Annotated in this window: 17 protein-coding genes; 10 read left to right on the top strand and 7 right to left on the bottom strand. The window is 66.2% G+C overall.

The genetic code is table 11. The features are described 5' to 3' along the window. The first annotated feature begins 69 nt into the window (after nt 1–69). The 5 genes from XI05_RS13450 (at nt 70) to XI05_RS13430 (ending at nt 4751) form a co-directional block, all read left to right on the top strand. A complete protein-coding gene (locus XI05_RS13450) occupies nt 70–1077 on the top strand; it encodes a polyprenyl synthetase family protein (protein ID WP_172787508.1) in 1008 nt (335 codons plus the stop codon). A gap of 346 nt (nt 1078–1423) precedes the next feature. Beyond that, nucleotides 1424–1939: a winged helix-turn-helix transcriptional regulator gene (locus tag XI05_RS13445; protein ID WP_271502188.1), complete on the top strand. Its 516-nt coding sequence runs from the start codon at nt 1424–1426 to the stop codon at nt 1937–1939. 1 nt (nt 1940) lies between these two features. Then, a complete protein-coding gene (fabF, locus tag XI05_RS13440) occupies nt 1941–3203 on the top strand; it encodes a beta-ketoacyl-ACP synthase II (RefSeq protein WP_271502185.1) in 1263 nt (420 codons plus the stop codon). A 44-nt stretch (nt 3204–3247) separates the two neighbouring features. Continuing rightward, entirely contained in the window at nt 3248–3880 is a 633-nt protein-coding gene (locus XI05_RS13435; protein WP_271502182.1) for a LysE family translocator, read from the top strand. After that, the gene (locus XI05_RS13430; RefSeq protein ID WP_271502179.1) at nt 3873–4751 is read left to right on the top strand and encodes an alpha/beta fold hydrolase; all 879 of its coding nucleotides are present in this window, start codon (nt 3873–3875) and stop codon (nt 4749–4751) included. Before XI05_RS13435 ends, XI05_RS13430 begins: the two co-directional genes overlap by 8 nt. 220 nt (nt 4752–4971) lie before the next feature. Here XI05_RS13430 and XI05_RS13425 read toward each other — a convergent pair whose 3' ends face one another. The 3 genes from XI05_RS13425 to XI05_RS13415 form a co-directional block, all read right to left on the bottom strand. Continuing rightward, nucleotides 4972–5856 (bottom strand): 4-(cytidine 5'-diphospho)-2-C-methyl-D-erythritol kinase, encoded by an 885-nt coding sequence (locus XI05_RS13425; protein WP_271502176.1) that lies wholly within the window; start codon nt 5854–5856, stop codon nt 4972–4974. A gap of 84 nt (nt 5857–5940) precedes the next feature. Beyond that, nucleotides 5941–7737, bottom strand: coding sequence for a tetratricopeptide repeat protein (locus XI05_RS13420; RefSeq protein WP_271502173.1), 1797 nt, complete (start codon nt 7735–7737; stop codon nt 5941–5943). A gap of 282 nt (nt 7738–8019) precedes the next feature. Next, complete coding sequence (locus tag XI05_RS13415) at nt 8020–9681, bottom strand: electron transfer flavoprotein-ubiquinone oxidoreductase (protein WP_271502168.1); 1662 nt, start codon at nt 9679–9681, stop codon at nt 8020–8022. A 135-nt stretch (nt 9682–9816) separates the two neighbouring features. Here XI05_RS13415 and XI05_RS13410 point away from each other — a divergent pair, with 135 nt between their 5' ends. After that, nucleotides 9817–10626 carry a uracil-DNA glycosylase gene (locus XI05_RS13410; RefSeq protein WP_271502165.1) on the top strand — a complete coding sequence of 270 codons (810 nt, stop codon included), beginning with the start codon at nt 9817–9819 and terminating at the stop codon, nt 10624–10626. A gap of 127 nt (nt 10627–10753) precedes the next feature. Here the strand turns inward: XI05_RS13410 and XI05_RS13405 are convergent, their stop codons facing one another. From XI05_RS13405 to XI05_RS13395, 3 genes are all read right to left on the bottom strand, one after another. Beyond that, complete coding sequence (locus XI05_RS13405) at nt 10754–12262, bottom strand: glycosyltransferase family 39 protein (RefSeq protein WP_271502162.1); 1509 nt, start codon at nt 12260–12262, stop codon at nt 10754–10756. Nucleotides 12263–12422: 160 nt separating this feature from the next. Continuing rightward, nucleotides 12423–13295 carry a ribonuclease HII gene (locus XI05_RS13400; protein WP_271502159.1) on the bottom strand — a complete coding sequence of 291 codons (873 nt, stop codon included), beginning with the start codon at nt 13293–13295 and terminating at the stop codon, nt 12423–12425. A 93-nt stretch (nt 13296–13388) separates the two neighbouring features. Then, on the bottom strand, nt 13389–14552 hold the full coding sequence (locus XI05_RS13395) for a PA0069 family radical SAM protein (RefSeq protein ID WP_271502155.1): 1164 nt from the start codon (nt 14550–14552) through the stop codon (nt 13389–13391). 210 nt (nt 14553–14762) lie between these two features. Here XI05_RS13395 and XI05_RS13390 point away from each other — a divergent pair, with 210 nt between their 5' ends. Beyond that, entirely contained in the window at nt 14763–17177 is a 2415-nt protein-coding gene (locus XI05_RS13390) for a phosphoketolase family protein (RefSeq protein WP_271502153.1), read from the top strand. A 2-nt stretch (nt 17178–17179) separates the two neighbouring features. Further along, nucleotides 17180–18361, top strand: a complete 1182-nt coding sequence (locus XI05_RS13385) for an acetate/propionate family kinase (protein ID WP_271502151.1) — start codon at nt 17180–17182, stop codon at nt 18359–18361. Between the two features lie 332 nt (nt 18362–18693). Here XI05_RS13385 and XI05_RS13380 read toward each other — a convergent pair whose 3' ends face one another. Next, nucleotides 18694–19533 (bottom strand): RMD1 family protein, encoded by an 840-nt coding sequence (locus tag XI05_RS13380; protein ID WP_271502148.1) that lies wholly within the window; start codon nt 19531–19533, stop codon nt 18694–18696. Nucleotides 19534–19852: 319 nt separating this feature from the next. On the opposite strand from XI05_RS13380, the gene XI05_RS13375 reads away from it, so the two are divergent. Further along, a complete protein-coding gene (locus XI05_RS13375; RefSeq protein WP_271502146.1) occupies nt 19853–20428 on the top strand; it encodes a glycosyl transferase in 576 nt (191 codons plus the stop codon). A 63-nt stretch (nt 20429–20491) separates the two neighbouring features. Then, nucleotides 20492–21451, top strand: coding sequence for a bifunctional helix-turn-helix transcriptional regulator/GNAT family N-acetyltransferase (locus XI05_RS13370; RefSeq protein WP_271502143.1), 960 nt, complete (start codon nt 20492–20494; stop codon nt 21449–21451). Nucleotides 21452–21587: the final 136 nt, after the last annotated feature.

Genomic DNA, 21587 nt, shown 5'->3' with positions numbered 1-21587 from the left:
GCATTCGCCGCCAGTTTCTATTGTATTTCCATCAGAATAGCCCTTCCGGGGCAAATATTGGAGACCGGCGTGGCCGTCATCGTACCTTTCGAAACTCCCGGCGCGTCGATCGAAGAGCTGGTTGCCCTTGTCGCCCCCGATATGGAGCGCGTCAATGCCACGATCCTGTCGCGGACTGGCTCCGACGTAACCATGATCCCGGAAGTGGCCAACCACCTGATCTCCTCCGGGGGCAAGCGGCTGCGGCCGATGCTGACGCTCGCGATGGCCAATCTCGCCGGCTACAACGGCGATGGCCATATCAAGTTAGCCGCCTCTGTCGAGTTCATGCACACCGCGACGCTCCTGCACGACGACGTCGTCGACGAGAGCGAGATGCGCCGCGGCAAGCTCTCGGCGCGCATGCTTTGGGGCAACGAGGCGAGCGTGCTGGTCGGCGACTTCCTGCTCGGCCAAGCCTTTCGCATGATGGTCGAGGTCGGCTCGCTGCGCGCGCTCGACATCCTCTCCGCGGCCGCCGCCACCATCGCCGAGGGCGAGGTGATGCAGCTCGCGGCTGCCAAGAACACCGCGACCACCGAGGACGAATATCTCGCGGTGATCCGCGGCAAGACGGCCGAATTGTTCGCCGCCGCCTGCGAGGTCGGCCCGGTCATCGCCAACCGCCCGAAGGCGGAGCAGACCGCGTGCCGCTCGGTCGGCATGAATCTCGGCATCGCCTTCCAGCTCGTCGATGACGTGCTCGACTACGGCGGCAAGAGCGCCAAGCTCGGCAAGAACACCGGCGACGATTTCCGCGAAGGCAAGATCACGCTGCCCGTCGTGCTCGCCTTCCGCCGCGGCAACGACACCGAGCGCGCCTTCTGGATCCGTGCGCTGGAGCGCGGCGAGATCGGCGATTCCGATCTCGATCACGCCCTCGGCCTGATGAACAAGCACCGCGCGCTCGAGGATACGCTGAGCCGCGCCCAGCACTACGGCGCCATGGCCGTGGATGCGCTGGCGCTGTTTCCGCCCTCGCCGATGAAGAGCGCGCTGGAGCAGGTCGTGGCGTTTTGCTTGGCACGGTCGCATTAGGCGACCGGCGCTGACGTCCTTTCCGATTTTCGCATTGTTGCCGACTCCGTCGTCCCCGCGCAACGGCGAAGCCGTTGTCGCTCGAGGCTCGCCGAAGAGGCGAGCACCTCAGGTGCCGGTGACGGATAAGTGCGCGCTGCTCTCGCACCGTCATTGCGAGCGCAGCGAAGCAATCCAGAGTCCCGCCGCGGAAACGGTCTGGATTGCTTCGCTGCGCTCGCAATGACGGAGGGTGGCGTGACCGGCACCGCTCGCTCTCATGTCCCGGACGCGCTGCAGTTCGCTCTCCACGCTTCGCGCGCCTAGTCACTTGCATTTTGCAAGTAAGCCACCTACCTTCCCCGCCATGCAGCCCAAATCCCCTTCCATGCTGGAATGCCCGGTCGGCCGCGCGGTGGAGACGGTCGGCGAATGGTGGAGCATCCTGATCCTGCGCGATGCGTTTCAGGGTGCGACGAAGTTCGACGAGTTCTCGCAAAGCCTCGGCATTGCGCCGAACATCCTGTCGCGGCGGCTCGCGCATCTGACCGAAAGCGGCATGTTCGTGCGTCGCCGCTATCAGGAGCGCCCGCCGCGCTACGAATATGTGCTGACCGACAAGGCGCGGGATTTCTTCCCCGTGATCGCAACATTGCTGGCCTGGGGCAACAAGCATCTCGCGCCGAAGGGCGCATCCATCCTGCTGGCGAACCGGGGCGACGTCCGCCCGTTCGAGCCGGTCGTGGTCGATGCCGTCGACAAGCGCCCGATCACGCTCGCCAATGCGGTCGTCGTCGCCGGTCCCCGCGCCAGTCGCGGCATGCGCGCGCGGCTCGCTTCGCTCAAGGCCATGAACCCGGCCGTCACGCCGGCTGGAGACTGACATGCCTCGTATCGTCGTGACGGGAATGGGCGCGGTGTCGCCGCTTGGATGCGGCGTCGAACTGACGTGGCGTCGGTTGCTCGCGGGGCAAAGCGGGCTGCGCCCGTTGCCGGAATGGGCACAGGCGCTGCCGGCGCGCATCGCAGGTCTCGTGCCCGACAAGGCCAATGATGCCGAAGGCGGTTTCGATCCCGCGCAGGCCGCCGCGTCAAAAGACCAGCGCAAGATGGACCGCTTCATCCTGTTCGCGCTGCTCGCCACGGCGGAAGCCGTCGCGCAGGCCAAATGGACGCCGCAGGACGCGAGCGCGCTGGAGCGCACCGCGACGATCATCGCCTCCGGCGTCGGCGGCTTTCCGGCCATGGCGGAGGCGGTCCGCATCACCGAGCAGCGTGGCGCGCGCCGGCTGTCGCCGTTCACGATCCCTTCGTTCCTCGCCAATCTCGCCGCCGGCCACGTCTCGATCAAATACGGCTACAAGGGCGCGCTGGGCACGCCCGTCACGGCGTGCGCGGCCGGCGTGCAGGCGATCGGCGATGCCGCGCGCATGATCCGATCAGGCGAAGCAGACGTCGCGATCTGCGGCGGCGCGGAGGCCTGCATCGACATCGTCAGCCTCGGCGGCTTTGCGGCAGCGCGTGCACTGTCGAGCGGCTTCAACGACGAGCCCGCGCGCGCCTCGCGTCCGTTCGATCGCAACCGCGACGGTTTTGTCATGGGCGAAGGCGCCGGCATCCTGGTGATCGAGGCGCTGGAACATGCGCAGGCCCGCGGCGCGACGCCGATCGCCGAGATCGTCGGCTACGGCACGACCGCGGACGCCTATCACATGACGTCGGGGCCGCCGGATGGCGACGGTGCCCGCCGCGCCATGGAGATCGCGCTCCGGCAAGCGAGCCTTGCGCCTGGCGATGTGCAGCACTTGAACGCGCATGCGACCTCGACACCGGCCGGCGACGAGAGCGAGCTTGGCGCCATCGCCGCGCTGTTCGGCCGTAACCGCGGCATTGCCGTGAGCGCGACCAAATCGGCCACGGGTCACCTGCTGGGCGCCGCCGGCGGGCTGGAAGCGATCTTCACCGTGCTTGCGTTGCGCGACCAGATCGCGCCGCCCACGCTCAATCTCGAAAACCCCGATGCGGGCGCTGAAGGCATCGACATTGTCGCAGGTAGCGCACGGCCGATGCCGATGCAGCACGCCATCTCCAACGGGTTCGGCTTCGGCGGGGTGAATGCCAGCGTGATCTTCCGCCGGATCGGCTGAGCGAGAGGCCTTGCAATCGCCGCCCGCTCCGCTACGAAAACGGGATGATCGAAACGAATTTTGGGCTGTTCCTGGCCGCAGCTCTCCTCATTGCCGCAATTCCAGGCCCAGGCATTTTTTACGTCGCGGCACGAACCTTGTCGGAGGGGCGTGCCAGCGGCTTTGCCTCGACCGCGGGCACGGCGCTGGGCGGATTGGTTCATGTGGTCGCGGGCAGCCTCGGCATCTCCGCCATCATCCTGGCCAGCGCAGAGCTGTTTGCCGCCGTGAAATTCGTCGGCGCGCTCTATCTGGTCTGGCTCGGCATCAAGACGTTTCGCAGCGCCGGCGGCAACCTGTCGCTTGGGAGCGAGCCGATCGGCGACAAGCGCGCGTTCCGCGACGGCGTGCTGGTCGAGGCGCTCAATCCGAAGACCGCGGCGTTCTTTCTGGCCTTCATTCCGCAGTTTCTCGATCCCGCTGGATCGAACCCGACGCTGCAATTCATCCAGCTGGGTGCGATCTCGGTGGCACTGAACACGCTCGCGGATGTCGTGGTGGTGCTGATGGCCTCGGCGACGCGCGCGCAGTTGATCGGGCGACCGCTTCTGATGCGTCGCCTCACGCAGGGCTCCGGCGTTTTCATCGCGAGCCTCGGCCTCTCGCTCGCCCTGGCGCGGCGGCCGGCAAATGGCTAGCGCCCCGCAAGACCGCTTCTATGAATCGCACGGCCTGCGGCTGCATTACGCCGACTGGGGCAACGAGGGCGCACCCGTCGCCATCCTGGTGCACGGCGGTCGCGATCATTGCCGCAGCTGGGATCACATCGCGCGCTCGCTGCAATCGCATTTCCACGTCGTCGCGCCCGACCTGCGTGGCCATGGCGATTCCGACTGGACGAAAGGCGGCAGCTACGCACTGACAGAATATGTCTACGATCTCGCGCAGCTGGTTCGCAGCATCGCAGCGCCTCAGGTCACTCTGATCGGCCATTCGATGGGCGGCATGGTGAGCCTGATCTTTTCGGGCGCATTCCCCGAACGGGTCAACAAGCTCGTCGTCCTCGACGGCGTGACCATGTTGCCGGATACAGCAAAGCCGCCGGCGCATGAGCGCATCGGCAAATGGGTCGGCCAGCTCGACAGGCTGCACGACCGCACCCCGCGCCGCTATGCGACGCTCGAGGACGCCGCCGCGCAGATGATGCTGCATAACAGGCGCCTCGCCCGCGACCTCGCGCTGCATCTCGCCACGCATGGCGCGCGGCGGAATGAGGACGGCAGCTATAGCTGGAAGTTCGATCCCTACCAGCGCGCCTCTGCGCCGCACCGGCTCTGGCCCGACGATCACATCGAGCTGTGGTCGCGCATCGCCTGCCCGACGCTGCTGCTCAATGCCGGCGAAAGCTTTCTGGCTGGCGCCAAGGCCGCGGGCCTGGAGCGCTATTTCCAGAACGCGCGCGTCGAGACTATCGCCGGGGCGGGACACTGGCTGCAGCACGACAAGCCGCAGGAGGTGTTGGGCGAGATTCGGCGGTTTCTGGGATTGGCTGAGGAAAGCGGCCACTAGCTCGCTGCCGTAGGGTAGGCAAAGGCGCAACGGCGCCGTGCCCACCATGCATCCAGATTGCGCGAATGGATTGGTGGGCACGCTGCGCTTTGCCCACCCTACGGCAGTGTGCACGCATCACGCAGCTACATCCACGTCATTGCGAGCGTAGCGAAGCAATCCAGGCTGCCACCCGGAGGGATTCTGGATTGCTTCGCTGCGCTCGCAATGACGGATAGAGCTAGCTCAACGTGCCCGCATGCACCCACCAGCCGGGGTGATCGCGCCGGATCTTTTCGGCCGCGGCATGCGCCTCCGCAGGCGCGCCGTAGATCGCAAAGCACGTCGCGCCCGAGCCGGACATGCGGGCGAGCTTGACGCTGGCGGAATCGCGCAAGGCGTCCAGCACCTCGCCGATCACAGGCTCAATCCGCAGCGCAGGCGCCTCGAGGTCGTTGGCGACGGTGTCGAGAACCTCGACCCAATCGGAAATCGAGCCGCCCTCCTCCGGCCAGGCCGGCGCGCGGATGACGTCGGTGACGCCAACCAGAAGCTCGCCGTTGCGCAAGCCCAGCGTCTGGAACACGTCCTTGGTGGCAACAGGCACGCGCGGATTGACCATGACGCAGGGCATACTCGGCAGCGCGAGCGGCAGCAGCTGCTCGCCGACGCCGGTCATGTCGCAGGCGCGCGAGAGCAGGCACACCGGCACGTCGGCGCCGGTCGCGAGCGCGACCTTCTGAATGCGGGGATCGTCAAGCGACAGATCGTTGAGACGCGCCAGGAGCCGCAGCGCGGCCGCGGCATCGGCCGAGCCGCCGCCGATACCGGCCGCAACGGGGAGCACCTTGTCGAGCGCGAAGGCGCCCAGCTTCAGCCCAGGGACGGCTTCGGCCAGCAGCTTGGCCGCCTTGAGCACCAAATTGTCGGCGGTATCGCCGCAGGCGGCAGCCAGCGGCCCCGTCGTGGTCAGCTTCAGCTCGCCGCCCGGCTCCAGCGTCAGCCGGTCGGCGCAGTCGGCGAACGCGACCACGCTTTCGAGATCATGATAGCCATCGGCCCGACGGCCGACGACGCGAAGGCTCAAATTGACCTTCGCCCGCCCCTCTTCAATCAACGCCGACATTGGCGATCAGCCCCCAAAGACTCACTTGTTTGCGCATGATCTGATCGGAAAACCGCTACACACTTTTCCGGATCATGCGCTCTCTTAGCCGCCCTTGCCGTCATCCTTCTTCTTCTCGGCCTGCGCCGCAGAAGAGTTCGAATTGTCGTCGGGAAGGCCACCAGCGATCTTGGCCTCGATCTTCGGCAGCTCTTCCGGCTCGGGCTTGAGATCGCGCGCATGCGACCACTGGAATTTGGCCTCCAGCGTGCGGCCGACGCGCCAATAGGCATCGCCGAGATGGTCGTTGATGGTGGGATCCTCAGGCTTGAGATCGATCGCGCGCTCGAGGTTCTTCACCGCCTCCTCGTAGTTGCCGATGCGGTAATAGGCCCAGCCGAGGGAGTCGACGATGTAGCCGTCGTCGGGACGCTGCTCGACGGCACGCTTGATCATCTTCATGCCTTCGTCGAGATTCACGCCCTGGTCGATCCAGGAATAGCCGAGATAGTTGAGGACGTGCGGCTGGTCGGGCTGCAGCTCCAGCGCCTTCTTCATGTCGGCCTCGGCCTTGGCCCATTGCTTGGAGCGCTCCTCGCAGATGCCGCGATAATAGTACCAGACGCTGTTGGCCTTGTCGTTTCCGGCCGGCAGCACGTCGATGCCTTTCGAATAGGTCGCGCCGCACTCGCCAAAGCGCTTGCGGCCGCGCTCGATATTGCCGAGCGCCATGATGGCTTCGAGGTCCTTGGCATCCTCCGTTGTGACGCCCTTGAGGATCTTGATCGCGTCGTCGGTGCGGTCGGCGGAATCGAGATCGATGGCGAGCTGGATCTGCGCGTTGCGCTTGAGCGGCGAGTTCGCGGGCACGCGCTCATAGACCTTGATCGCCATCTGCGGCCGCTTCACCGATTCGTAGAGATCGGCGAGCGAGAGCAGCGCCAGTGGATGGCTCGGCTGCAGGTAGAGCGAGAGCTGGAGATAGACCAGCGCCAGGTCCTCGCCGCCGCGGCGGGTCAGCGTCGCGCCGATGCCGTAGAGCGCTTCGGCAGCGCCAGCCTGCGCGGAATCGACCAGCGGCGCCATCTTCTTGCCGGCCTTGGTGTCGCGCAGGCCTTCCTGGATCAGCGGATGGCGTGCCAGCTTCTTGTCGAAGGCCTGGTAGACATTGGTGGCCGCGGCAGAATCCTTGTTGCGCGACAGCCAGCGCGCATAGGCCTCGGTCACGCGCAGCATGGAATCGTCGAGCTTGTAGGCGCGCTCGAAGCGGGTGCCGGCGTCCTTTTCCTTGCCGGAGAGCTCCAGGATCATGCCGGTGTGGAGGTCCTTGAACAGCGGATACCATTCCGGACCTGCCAACTTGTCGATGTTCGCGACACCGCCCTTGGCATCGCCCGCACCATAGGCGGCCCAGCCCGACAACAGCGTGGCGACGAGATCGGTGATGGGACCGCGGATCGACTGGTTGATGTTGGTCTGCGCGGCCGCGTACTTCTTCACCTTGAGATCATGCACGCCGACGACGAGGCGCGCGACGCGATTGGTCTTGTCGATGGTGAGGATGCGCTCGGCGAGCTTGACCGCCTCGTCGATGTCGCCGTCGGCGACCGACGAGATGAAGGCACGGTCGAGCAGCTCGTTGTTCTTGGGATCGGTGCGGAGCGCCGAACGGTAGAATGCGGCGGCCGAGGCCGCGTCGCGCTCGACGCTGGCGTGGCGGGCGGCGAGATAGCTGCCGGCGCCGGTGAGCGACTTCAGATCGTTTCGCGTCGGAAACTGCGCCGCCGTGTTCTCCGGATGATCCGGCGTCTGCGCCAGGACCGCGCCGGGGACCGTCGCGATCGCAGTGCCCATGAGGGCGATGGCGGCAGCAGTCCAGCGGTTGAAACGATTTGAAAACATCAGGGCTCGCCTTGAGTTGGTGGTGCCTGGGTTTGCAGCAGAAGGCCGTATCGCATGCGAATGCGGCCGGTGACATTCGGACCCGGAACCGTCAGGCCGACAATGCCGCTTTTGGCGCTTCGCCGCAAGGATTCGGACCGGGAAGATCGCGCCCAAACCGGCCCAATGAAGCCGCGCGAGCGCCCCAAGACGCCGCCACTATGGCCTTATCGTGGCCGCGGCGGGTCGCCGCAGCCTCGTCCTCACGGGAACGTGCGCCCTTGTCACCCGTGCGATGCGCCCTCACATCGCCTCGTAATTCGGGCCGCCGCCGCCCTCCGGGGGAACCCAGGTGATGTTGCCGTTGGGATCCTTCACGTCGCAGGTCTTGCAGTGGACGCAGTTCTGGGCGTTGATCTGGAAGCGAGGACCGGAGCCCTCCTCGATCCATTCATAGACGCCAGCCGGGCAATAGCGATTCGAGGGGCCGGCGTAGACGTCGTGCTCGGAGGTCTTCTGGAGGTTCATGTCGGTGACCTTCAGATGGATCGGCTGGTCCTCCTCGTGATTGGTGTTGGACAGGAACACCGAGGACAGCTTGTCGAACGTGATCTTGCCGTCAGGCTTCGGGTAGGTCCTGGGCGCGTGGCTCTTGGCCGGATCGAGCGTGGCGCGGTCGGGCTTGACGTGCGACTGCGTGCCAAACAGCGAGGCGCCGAACAGCGTATTGCACCACATGTCGAAGCCGCCCAGCGCGACGCCGAGCACGGTGCCGAATTTCGACCACAATGGCTTGACGTTGCGGACCACGAACAGGTCCTTGCCGACCGATGAGGAGCGCCAGGCGTTCTCGTATTCGACGAGCTCGTCATTGGCGCGGTCGGCGGCGAGCGCGGCCGCGACATGTTCGGCAGCCAGCATGCCGGTGCCCATCGCATTGTGCACGCCCTTGATGCGCGGCACGTTGACGAAGCCGGCCGCGCAGCCGATCAGCGCGCCGCCGGGGAAGCTCAGCTTCGGCACCGACTGATAGCCGCCCTCGGTGATCGCACGCGCGCCGTAGGCGAGCCGTTTGGCGCCCTCGAAAATGCCGCGGATCGAGGGATGGGTCTTGAAGCGCTGGAATTCGTCGAACGGGGATAGATAGGGATCGTCGTAGTTCAGATGCACGACGAAGCCGACGGCGACGAGATTGTCGTCGTAGTGATAAAGGAACGAGCCGCCACCGGTCTTGAGGTCGAGCGGCCAGCCGAATGAATGCTGGATCAAGCCCTTCTGGTGCTTGGCGGGATCGATCTGCCAGACCTCCTTGAGGCCGATGCCGAACTTCGGCGGCTCGCTCTTGGCGTCGAGGGCGAATTTGTTGATGAGCTGCTTGGTCAGGCTGCCGCGGGCACCTTCGGCGAACAGCGTGTACTTGCCGAGCAATTCCATGCCGCGGGTGAAGGAGTCCTTCGGCTTGCCGTCGCGGCCGATGCCCATGTCGCCGGTGGCGATGCCCTTGACCTTGCCCTCCTCGTCGTAGAGCACTTCGGCCGCGGCAAAGCCCGGATAGATCTCGACACCGAGCGCTTCGGCCTTGCGCGCCAGCCAGCGGCAGACATTGCCGAGCGAGCCGATGTAGCAGTGATGATTGTCCATCAGCGGCGGCATCATGAAATTCGGCAGCTTGATCGCGCCGCCGCCGGTCATCCAGTAGAAGCGGTCGTCCTTGACCTGCGTCTTCAGCGGGCAGTCGGCATCCTCGCGCCAGTCCGGGATCAGCTTGTCGAGGCCCGCGGGATCAATGACGGCGCCCGAGAGGATGTGCGCACCAACCTCGGAGCCCTTCTCCACCACGACCACATTGACATCAGCATTGAGCTGCTTCAACCGGATCGCGGCCGCCAGACCGGAGGGGCCGGCGCCGACGATGACGACGTCGAATTCCATGGATTCGCGCGGGGGAAGTTCTTGGGTGCTCATCTGATCTCAGCCCTTGAGACGGTCCTCGGTCGTTTGCGCCCCCTTGTTTCCGATTTTTCCGGGTAGGACAACCTCGGAATCGCGTTCCGCCGGGATGCAAGGCCGCCCAAGGTGATATAAAAGTCAGACTTTCCCATGATCCCCGAACCCGCACCCACCGTCCGAGAGCTGCTCGCCTTCTATCTGGAGGCCGGTGTCGACTGCGCGCTTGCGGAGGAGCCGATAGACCGCCTGGCGGAAATCGTTACGCCGCCACCCAGTCCGCGCGCGGCCCCGCAAGCCGAGGCGCCGCGCCCGGTCGCTGCGCCCGCGGTCATGCGCGGGGAAGCTGCGCCTGCACCGGAGGTCGCCATCGCCTCGGCACGCGAGGCCGCGCGCACCGCGCCGACCCTGGAGGCGCTGCGCGAGCTGATGCAGAATTTCGAGGGCTGCGCGTTGAAGCACACGGCGACGCGGCTGGTGTTCGCCGACGGCAACCCGCAGGCGCGCATCATGTTCGTCGGCGAGGCGCCCGGCCGCGACGAGGACATCGAGGGACTGCCCTTCGTCGGGCGCAGTGGCAAGCTGCTCGATCTGATGATCGGAGCCATCGGACTCAACCGCACCACCGCGTACATCGCCAACGTCATTCCCTGGCGGCCGCCCGGCAACCGCACGCCGACGCCGCAAGAGACGCAAATCTGCCTGCCCTTCATCCAGCGCCAGATCGAGGTGGTGAACCCCGACGTGCTGGTGACGCTCGGCAATCCCTCGACGCAGACGCTGCTGGGAACGCGCGAAGGCATCATGCGCACGCGCGGGCGCTGGTTCGACTACGACACCGGCCAGCGGCTGATCCGCGCGCTGCCGACGTTCCACCCGGCCTATCTCTTGCGCTCGCCGGCCTACAAGCGGCTGGCCTGGCAGGACCTGCGATCGATCGCGAAGGCGCTGGCGGGGGCGTGAGGGGCGGACCGCTCCCTCCCCGTCATTGCGAGGAGCGAAGCGACGAAGCAATCCAGAATCCCTCTGCGGAAAGATTCTGGATTGCTTCCTTCGCTCGCAATGACAACGGAGGGAGCGCGCGCGGGCGTCACGCCCCCTTCGGCCGCACGATGGCCCAGCCGATGCGCAGGAGCTGCTGGCGGCCGGTCACCAGCCATTCGAAGGCGCGCGGCACTTCCGGCACGATGCCGGGGAAGCGCTTGAGGATCTCCGGCGGCGGCGTGCCGGCGGTGTCGGAGGCGCGCCAGACCACGACGCCGCCGGTCTCGCTGAACTTGGTCGGGTTCATCCACGGCGTACGCGCGGGGTCGGCGTCGATGAACAGATGCGGCCGGCCGGAATGCAGCGTGATCAGGCTGGCGAGCTGGGTCTCGCCGGCGACAGCCCGCAGGCGATGGTTGGTGCGGCGGGCGAAGCTCTCGTCGAAGAAATCAGAGATCGCGCGCGCCGGCATCGAGGTCGCAATTTCGTTGGCGCCCGTCCAGGGCAGGAACAGGATGGCGAGCACCACGCCGGCGGCGGGCGCGGCGACGGCGGCGGCCCAGACCATGCGCAGCATGCGCGCGCGACGCATCGCGATGAGATCGCCGGCCGCGACGACCACGGCAAGCCCCGACATGATCAGCACGACGCCGGGGCCGCCGACCACGGACTCGAGCCCCAGCACGCCGGAGATCAGCACCGCGCCGAGCGGCAGAGCGAACGCGAAGAAATAGACGAAGTTGCGCGCGAGCGGCTCGACCGGCGGGCGGTAGATGATCGGCGGCTCCTCGCCCTTGCCGGCGACCACCCCGGTGTTGAGAAAGGTCAGCGCCGGGATCGCTGCCGCCCCGAGCACCAGTCCGCCGAACAGCCAGGCCGCATGCAGCGCGCGGACGTTGAGCTCGGCGAGTTGCGGCAAGGCCGGCAGCGTCAGCGTCTCGGCGCGCATCAGCCAGACCGCATAGGGCAGCGCCAGCACGGCGACAACGATCAGCGCGAACAGAGGATCGAGCCCGCGCAGCGTCCGGCGACCGCCGGCGGTCGAGACCGCAAAGACGACGATCAGCAGCAGCAGGAAGATCGCGGCGGGGGTCGTCAGCAGCAGGAGGCCGGCTTCGATCGACCAGGCGAACCAGGCATTGCCGCGGCGCTGGCCGATGATCTGCCAGGAGTGCAGCAGCAAGAGCGCCCAGAGCGGCCGCGCCAGGATCAGCGGGCCGAAGTCCAGCGCCGAGGAGGAGAACGCCAACACCGTCATGGTCAGGAGCACGGCGAGCACCGCCTGCTGCGAGCCGACCACGGCGCGGGAGAGATGATAGAGCGCGATGAAGGTCGCGATCTCGCAGAGCTCGGCGAGCACATAGACACCGAACATGTGGCCGCCGGCGGCGCGATAGGCGATGTCGGCGAGCCAGACCGGCAGCGGCGGGCCGAGATCGGTGCCGACCTGGTATTCCCTGCCGAAAGCCAAGAGGGTCGCGAGGGTGCCGGGCGGGCTGCGGTAGAACACCAGCGCCACGAACAGCCACATGGCGGCCTGCAGCAGCACGGCAATCCAAACGATCAGCCGCGGCCGGGCGCGAATGAGCTCGATGACCAGGGAGGTAAACCGCATGCAACGTCCGAAGGTGCAGCCAACCCGTCCAGCCGGCCCTATTCGCTCACGTCTGTTTTGATAAAGGGCGTCACGGGTTGTGGCAACCGCCGCGGATCGTCATGCCCGGGCTTGTCCCGCCTGCGCGGCCATGACGCGCGGATGCCCGTGGGAGGATCAGCTAGAGATTTACGGAGGCGTCGATCTGGACGCTCGCTTCGACCTGCACCTCGACCTCGGTGACCGAGAACAGGTCCTGCACCGGCTCGACGGTCCAGGGCTTGTGCTTGGCGCGGGCGGCGGCGACGGGGGCGAAGAAGCTGCGGTGGTGGATGGAGGGGCCGAGGCGATCGAGCGCGTCGAGATGCTCGGGGACGGCGTAGCCCTTGTGCTGCTCGAAGCCGTAGCCGGGGCAGTCCTGCGCCAGCGCGCACATCAGCCGGTCCCGGGTGACCTTGGCGACGATGGAGGCCGCGGCGATCGACAGCACGATACCGTCGCCGCCGATCACCGCCTCGCAATCGCATGCGGTGTCGAGCCGGTCGCGGCCGTCGACGAAGACGTGCCTGGGCGCCTCGGGCAGGGCCACCACGGCACGCTTCAGCGCCCACAGCGAGGCGCGCAGGATGTTGTCGCGGTCGATTCGCGCCGGCGACGCGACGGCGACCGAGACCTGCGCGGTGGCGCAGATCTTGTCGAACAGCTTTTCGCGCTCCTCGGCGGTCAGGCGCTTGGAATCGTCGATGCCGCGCGGAATGCGGTCGGGATCGAGAATCACCGCGGCGGCCACCACGGGACCTGCCAGCGGGCCGCGGCCGGCCTCGTCACAGCCCGCGACCGGCCAGACGCCGCGCTTGATCAGCGCGCGCTCGCGGCGGAAGCTGGGGGGAGCGACAGCGATGACGCCTTTCTTGCCGGCAGCAACCTTCGCCGCTGTGACTGCAGACATCTTCGCCGCAGGCGCTTTCGCCGCCTTGTCAGGCGCAGCCTTGGTCGCGGCCTGCTTTTTGGACGCGTCTTTGGCTGGGGTCTTGGCGGACTTGTCCCGAATCATGGCCGGGATCGTGCGCCAGGGGGCTTCGCCAGCGCAACCGGGAACCCAGGATATTCCCGTTATTCAGGCCGGCCGCCCTACGCCCACCGCCAATCAGAACAGGCTGAGCTGATCACCGTTCCGCTTCGGCCGCGCAAAGTGGTCCGTCGTCAGCTTGGAGCGCCGCTTGTTCAGGCCGAGCCTGTCGCAGGCGATCTCGAAACGGCGGCCGATGGTCCAGGCCATCGGTCCCGTGCCCTTCATCCGTTCGCCCCATTTGGCGTCGTAGTCGCGCCCGCCCCGCATGTCGCGGATCAGGGTGAAGACGTGGCGATAGCGGTCCGGATAGTTCGCCATCAGCCATTCGCGGAAGAGATCGCGCACCTCCAGCGGCAGCCGCAGCAGCACATAGGCGGCTTCCTTGACGCCGGCATGGGCGGCGGCATCGAGGATGCGCTCGATCTCGGAATCGTTCAGGGCGGGGATCACGGGCGCGACCATCACCGTGGTGGGGATGCCGGCTTCCGAGAGCTGCTTGAGCGCCTCCAGCCGCTTCGGCGGCGTCGAGGCCCGCGGCTCCATGGTGCGCGCCAGCTTCGGATCGAGCGAGGTGACCGAGATCGCGACCTTGGCGAGGTTGCGCTTGGCCATCCGCTGGAGAATGTCGATGTCGCGGAGCACCAGCGCCGACTTGGTGACGATGCCGACGGGATGCCCGGCGCCCTCCAGCACTTCCAAAATGGCGCGCATGATTTTGCGCTCGCGCTCGATCGGCTGGTAGGGATCGGTGTTGGTGCCGATTGCGATCATCCGCGGCTCGTAGCCGGGGGCGGCGAGTTCCCGCTCGAGCAGCAAAGGCGCATCGGGCTTGGCGAACAGCTTCGACTCGAAGTCGAGCCCGGGTGACAGGCCGAGATAGGCGTGGGTCGGCCGCGCGAAGCAATAGACGCAGCCGTGCTCGCAGCCGCGATACGGATTGATCGATCGGTCGAAGCCGATGTCGGGGGAATCGTTGCGGGTGATCACCTTGCGCGAGGTGTCGACGGCGACCGTCGTCTTGAACGGCGGCAGCTCGTCCAGGCTCTGCCAGCCGTCATCGAAAGCGACGCGCGCCTCGGCCTCAAAGCGGCCGCTGGCGTTGGATTGAGCGCCCCGCCCTCGTCTGCGCGCCCGGTCGATGGCGACGCCAAGCTCGGGGAAATCCGAAGGCGCACCCGCCGGCTCGGAGGGCGCCGTGACCGGCGGGTGCTTGAGAGCACGAGAGGATGCTGGACTCATGCAGCCAAGATAGCACGACACAGGAACAAATCAAGAACACAAACAAAAAACGTGAAAACAACCCCATGCACAGTAGAGCTGCCCAAACTTCGCGCGTCCGCCTTTGACCTCACGCAACACGGCCGTCGCGGCCATCCCGTTTCATGACCGACGGATCGATCACCGCGGAACCGGGTTGGTGACGATCGCGAAGTGAAGGTCGGCAGGAACATGACAATCCAACAAAAAACGGCCGAAGCGAGCAGCGACCTCGATCTGCTCGATCGCTATTGGCGCGCCGCCAACTACCTCTCGGTCGGGCAAATCTACCTGCTCGACAATCCGCTGCTGCGCGAGCCGCTGCGGCCCGAGCACATCAAGCCGCGTCTGCTGGGACATTGGGGCACGACACCGGGCCTGAACTTCATCTATGCCCATGTCAACCGCGTCATCCGCGCGCTCGATGTCAGCGTGATCTATGTCTGCGGTCCCGGCCATGGCGGCCCGGGCATGGTCGCCAACACCTATCTCGAAGGCAGCTACAGCGAGATCTATCCCGGCATCGCGCGCGATGCGGACGGATTGCGCAAGCTGTTCAGACAGTTCTCCTTCCCCGGCGGCATCCCGAGCCACGCCGCGCCGGAAACGCCGGGCTCCATCCACGAAGGCGGCGAGCTCGGCTATGCGCTTGTGCACGCCTATGGCGCGGCATTCGACAACCCGGACTTGATCGCCGCCTGCGTGGTCGGCGACGGCGAGGCCGAAACCGGGCCGCTCGCGGCATCCTGGCACTCCAACAAGTTTCTGAACCCAGCCCATGACGGCGCAGTGCTGCCGATCCTGCATCTCAACGGCTACAAGATCGCGGGCCCCACCGTGCTCGGACGGATGCAAGACGCGGAGATCCGCGACCTCTTCCGCGGGTTCGGCCACGAGCCGCTGTTCGTCAGCGGCGACGATCCCAAATTGATGCACCGGGCCATGGCCGATGCGCTGGACGTCGCGTTCGCCAGCATCCGCTCGATCCAGCAACATGCCCGCGACGGCCGCACGCGCGTCGAGCGGCCGCGCTGGCCGATGATCGTGCTGCGCAGCCCGAAGGGCTGGACCGGCCCGAAGGAGGTCGACGGCAAGAAGGTCGAGGGTTTTTGGCGCGCCCATCAGGTGCCGGTCGCAGGCTGCCGCGAGAACCCGGCGCATCTCAAGGTGCTCGAAGACTGGATGCGCAGCTACGAGCCGGAAAAACTGTTCGACGAAGGCGGTGCGCTCATTGCCGAGCTTCAGGCGCTCGCGCCGGAAGGCACGAGGCGGATGGGCGCCAATCCACATGCCAATGGCGGCGTGTTGAAGAAGGAGCTGAAGCTGCCGGACTTCCGCAGCTTCGCGATCGAGGTGCCGCAACCCGGCGAGGTCGTGGCGGAAGCGACGCGCGAGCTCGGCAAATTCCTGCGCGACGTCGTTCGCCTCAACGCCCAGCATCGAAACTTCCGCATCATGGGCCCGGACGAGACGGCGTCGAACCGGCTCGACGCGGTGTTCGAAGCCACCGAGCGCGTCTGGATGGAGCCGACCGAGCCTTACGACGTGCACCTCGCGCAGGACGGCCGCGTGATGGAGGTGCTGAGCGAGCATCTCTGCCAGGGCTGGCTGGAGGGCTACCTGCTCACGGGACGGCACGGCTTCTTCTCCTGCTACGAGGCCTTCATCCACATCGTGGATTCCATGTTCAACCAGCATGCCAAATGGCTGAAGGTGACGCGGGAGCTGCCGTGGCGGCGTCCGATCGCCTCGCTCAATTATCTTCTGACCTCGCATGTCTGGCGCCAGGACCATAACGGCTTCAGCCATCAGGACCCCGGTTTCGTCGATCTCGTCGCCAACAAGAAGGCGGACATCGTCCGCATCTACTTCCCGCCGGACGCCAACACGCTGTTGTGGATCGCCGATCATGCCTTGCGCACCTACAACCGCGTCAACGTGATCGTCGCCGGCAAGCAGCCGGCGCCGCAATGGCTCTCGATGCAGGACGCCGCGACGCATTGCGCTGCCGGCATCGGCATCTGGACCTGGGCGGGAACGGAGGACGGAAAGGGCGAGCCCGACGTGGTGATGGCCTGCGCCGGCGACGTGCCGACGCTGGAGACGCTCGCCGCCGTCGACCTCTTGCGCAAGGCGCTGCCGGATTTGAGCATCCGCGTCGTCAACGTCGTCGATCTCATGACGCTGCAGCCGCGCGAGCAGCATCCGCACGGCCTGTCCGACCGCGACTTCGACAGCCTGTTCACGCGCGACAAGCCTGTGATCTTTGCCTATCACGGCTATCCCTACCTCATCCACCGGCTGACCTATAACCGCACCAACCATGCCGGCATGCATGTGCGCGGCTTTGCCGAGGAAGGCACCACGACGACGCCCTTCGACATGGTCGTGCTCAACGAGCTCGACCGCTACCATCTCGCGATCGAGGCCATCGAACGCGTGCCGGGACTGGCGACGAAGGCCGCGCAGGTGAAGCAGCAATTCCGCGACAGACTGATCGAACACTCCCGTTATGTCCGCGAGCATGGCGAGGACATGCCTGAGATTCGTGACTGGGTCTGGCAAAACAGCGCCGGCGGCAACACGCCGACCGAGGCCGGCGACTAGCGATGACGGACGCGATCCTCGTTCTCAACTCGGGATCGTCGAGCATCAAGTTCGGCCTGTTCGATGTCGCGGCGGCCGAGCCTGCCCTGCTCTGCAAGGGCCTGCTGGACGAGCACGAAGCCAAACCCCGGTTGGTGGTGAAGGGCCCCACGGGCGAAGACCTGTTCGAGACAAGGAAGGGGGCGCCGGAGGCAGCCGGCGGCCATCTGTTCGCCGACGTGCTCCCCTTCATTGAGGACCGGTTCGGTGGACGCAGCCTGCGGGCCGTCGGCCACCGCATCGTTCACGGCGGGCCGGATCATTCAGGCCCGGTGGTCCTGACCGACGACATCATAGCGAAGCTGGAGGCCTTGACGCCGCTCGCGCCGCTGCACCAGCCGCGCTGCCTCGCGCCTGTGCGCAGGCTCGCGGCGATCCGGCCCGGGCTGACGCAGATCGCGTGTTTCGACACCGCCTTCCACCACGGCCTCGCACCGCCGGCGAGCCGCTTCGCCATTCCCCGGCAATTCGAGGCGCGTGGGGTCAGGCGCTACGGCTTTCACGGCCTCTCGTTCGAATATGTCGCGGGACGCCTGGCCGAGATCGCGCCGGAGCTCGTCGCAAAGCGCACAATCATCGCACATCTCGGCAATGGCGCCAGCCTCTGCGCCTTGCGCAATGGCCGCAGCATCGACACCACGATGGGGCTCACGCCGCTCGACGGCCTCGTGATGGGCACGCGTTGCGGTGCGATCGATCCGGGCGTGTTGCTCTACCTGCAACAGCACGAGAACATGTCGGTCGCAGAGGTCCAGCACCTGCTCTATCACGAGTCCGGGCTCATCGGCGTCTCCGGCATCTCTGCGGACATGCGCACGCTGCTGGCAAGCCCCGAGGCTGCGGCGCATGAGGCCGTCGATCTCTTCACCTTCCGTGCCGCGCAGCAGGTCGCGATGATGGCGACCACGCTCGGCGGCCTGGACTGCCTGATCTTCACCGGCGGCATCGGCGAGCATGCAAAGGAGATCCGCGGCGCGATCGGTGAGCGTCTCGCCTGGTTGGGCGTGCGCATCGATGCCGCGAGCAACGACGCTGCGCGTGAGCGCATCAACGACAACGACAGCACCGTCGCGGTCTTCGTCATTCCCACCAACGAAGAGATGATGATCGCGCGCCATTGCGCTGCGGTGCTGCGAGCGATGTGAGCTCCAGCCGAAAGGGAGTGTCGTAAGGTGGGCAAAGCGACTTGTCCGCCGTAGCTCGAAGAGCGAAGGCGGAAGCGTGCCCACCGATGGGCGGTGGGCACGGCGCAAGCGCGCCTTTGCCCACCCTACGATTCTGCGGTGCTGCGGACGATGATCGCTCATCCGGCTAGCCGATGATATCAGCCAAGCCGTCATTGCGAGCGAAGCGAAGCAATCCAGACTGGTTCTGCGGCGGGATTCTGGATTGCTTCGCTTCGCTCGCAATGACGAAGAATGCGGCGGCCGCGCAGATCAATCGTACTGTCCTATCATGCCGGCAATAGATTCCGCTATCAGTGCGTCCCCGACCATATCTGAAAACACCCCATCGCGACCTCGATCAAAATCAGCACCACGACCGCGATCTCGAGGCGCAGCGAGCGCTGGGTGTCGATGATGTCGGTCAACGCGTTGGCGGTCTCCGACACCGCGGCGAGCTTGCGCTCGAGCGTGTCGAGGCGCTCCTTCAGCTCGTACTCGTCCTCGAGACGCGAATAAAGCCGGTCGAGCTCGGGCTTCTCCCAGAGCACGTCGGGTTTCTCCGCCACCGCGACGCGGCCGGCGACGCGCTGCTGCACCAGCAGTGCGTTGCCGATCAATTGCAGAATGCCCTTGCGCCGGCGCGGCGTGCGGCCGTGCTCGGCGAGCTCCCGTGCAAACGGTTCGATGACGTCGAACACCGCGGCGACGCGGCGCTCGTCGCGCGCCAGCGACGTGCTCTTGGCGAGCGCATCCGCGACCAGCAGCAGCCGGTCGTCCGAGAATTTGGCGAGGCAGATCGGCCCGCCCGGCTGGATCGTCTCGGCGGCCTCCTCGTTGCAGAGCTGCGCCTGCGCGATCTCCTCCTCGTACGGGCTGAGCTCTCCCGTCACGCGGGATTTCAGATTATCGACGAGGACTTTCTCCTCCGACGGCAACAGCCCGATCAGCACGACGACACCGTAGCGAAAGATCACGGCAAGGCCGGCATGGACGCGGAAGGCGGCCGGCGTCGAGGACACCAGCGTGCCGATCTCGAGGCCAGATGCATTGATGCGGTCGCCCAGCATCAGCGCCCGGATCCGCAAGGTCGGCGCGGCCTCCTGCTTCGGCGACGTCGGCGCCGCGTTAACGGCGAGTTGATCGGCGTTCATACAAGGTCTCTCCCGGCACCGAGATCACGCATTTCGTTCGACCTTCCCCCAAGCTGCCGCCTCGTCCGAGGAAACCGACGGCCGCGCGGCGAATGCCGCCATGAAGCTCCGGGTTAATACCGTCAGGATCGGCTCGTGCCGAAACATTCGGCAATATTGCCAGCCCGCGCCGGACACATTTGGCTGCAATGAACTGGCGGCAGTTTACCATCGCACGCCGAAGCGCCGTCCGAAAGTTGCACTCGGCAGCGCGACGGGTTTATGACAACATCATGCAACGCTACGCTTCTCCCGAAGTGCAGACACTGAAGCCTCAATCATGCTGAGCGTCATCATCCCGACCGAAGGCGTCGAGCAGACGGCGGTCGCAACCCTCGCCGCGCTGGTCCCCGGCGCCGCCGCCGGCGTGATCCGGGAAGTGCTTCTGGTCGACGGCACGCGCAACGGCGTCATCGAACGCGTTGCCGACGTCGCAGGTTGCCGTTTCATCGGTTTCGAGGGACATTCGCAAGGCGCTGCGCTCGCCGCCGGCGCGCTCCAGGCCCGATCGCAGTGGCTGATGTTCCTGCCTGCCGGTGCCGTGCTGGAAACCGGCTGGATCGAGGAGACCACCCAGTTCATCCAGGCCGTCGCCACCAGTGGCCGGGATCGTGCGGCGGTGTTCCGCTATGCGCGCTCGCCTTACGGGAATACCGCGTTGCGCGACGTCCTCTGGGCCGTGGCGCGAAAGCTCGTCGGTCCGCTGGGCGATCAGGGACTTTTGATTGCGCGTGATCATTACGACCGGATCGGCGGCTACCCGCCCCACGCCCGCCATTCCGAGGCGCGGCTGCTCCGGCGGCTCGGCCGGTCGTCCCGGATCATGCTGCGCAGCCGGATCGTCATGGTCGCCTGAAGCGCCGAGATACTTGCCAACGTCAAATAATTAATTGACAATGGCAAATATCGAGGTGATCCCATGCTGTCGAAAGCTTCGCCCTCAAGCGCCGTGGCCGAACAGGTCACGGGCGACCATGTCGCGGCGGTCCGCGCCTTCAACCGCTTCTACACCCGCAAGCTCGGTGTGCTCGACCAGCACCTCGGCAAGAGCCCGTTCTCGCTCAGCGAGGCGCGGGTGCTCTACGAACTCGCCCATCGCGACGACCTTGCGGCAAAAGAGATCGGCAGCGAGCTCGGTCTCGATCCCGGCTATCTCAGCCGCATCGTCCAGAGCTTCGACGAAAAGGGGCTGATCACGCGAAAGCCCCTGCCCGCGGACCGCAGGCAATACCAGCTCAGCCTCACCGCCAAGGGCCGGCAGGCCTTCGCCAAGCTGAACCTGAGCTCGCAAAACGAGGTCGCCGCGATGCTGGCTCAGCTCTCGCCCGGCGATGCCACGCGGCTCACACAGGCCATGGCGACCATCGAGGCCGTGCTGGAGCAACGCCGAAGCCAGCCCGCGTCCTTCATGCTGCGCAGCCATCGCGTCGGCGACATGGGCTGGGTCGTCTCCCGCCAGGCTGCCGCCTACGCCGCGGACTACAACTGGGACATCAGCTACGAGGCGCTGGTCGCCGAGATCTGCGCGCAGTTCATCAGGAATTACGACGCCGCGCGCGAGCACTGCTGGATCGCGGAGGTCGGCGGCGAGCCGGTCGGCTCGGTGTTCCTGGTCAAGGCCGCGGACGAGATCGCAAAGCTCCGCCTGTTGCAGGTGGAGAAGAAAGCACGGGGCCTCGGTGTCGGCCGCGCACTCGTCGAGCAATGCATCCAGGGCGCCCGCGAACGCGGCTACAGCAAGATGACGCTGTGGACGCAGAGCATCCTCGTTGCCGCACGCGGGATCTACAAGAGTACGGGATTCAGGCTGGTGAAGGAAGAGAAGCATCACAGCTTCGGCGCCGATCTGGTCGGAGAGACGTGGGAGCTGGATCTCTGATCTCGGTGCGGGCGCGACGCATGTGACTGTGCGAGCTATGTCTCCGCCAATCAGGTGTCGTAGGGTGGGCAAAGGCGCACTTGCGCCGTGCCCACCGATCCCAGCATTGCGACAGAAGTCGTGGGCACGCTTCGCT

The organism is Bradyrhizobium sp. CCBAU 11357, from assembly GCF_028128865.1.
Taxonomy (GTDB): domain Bacteria; phylum Pseudomonadota; class Alphaproteobacteria; order Rhizobiales; family Xanthobacteraceae; genus Bradyrhizobium.
The sequence above is the reverse complement of the archived record's forward strand: the minus strand, read 5'-3'. Positions and strand labels throughout refer to the sequence as shown.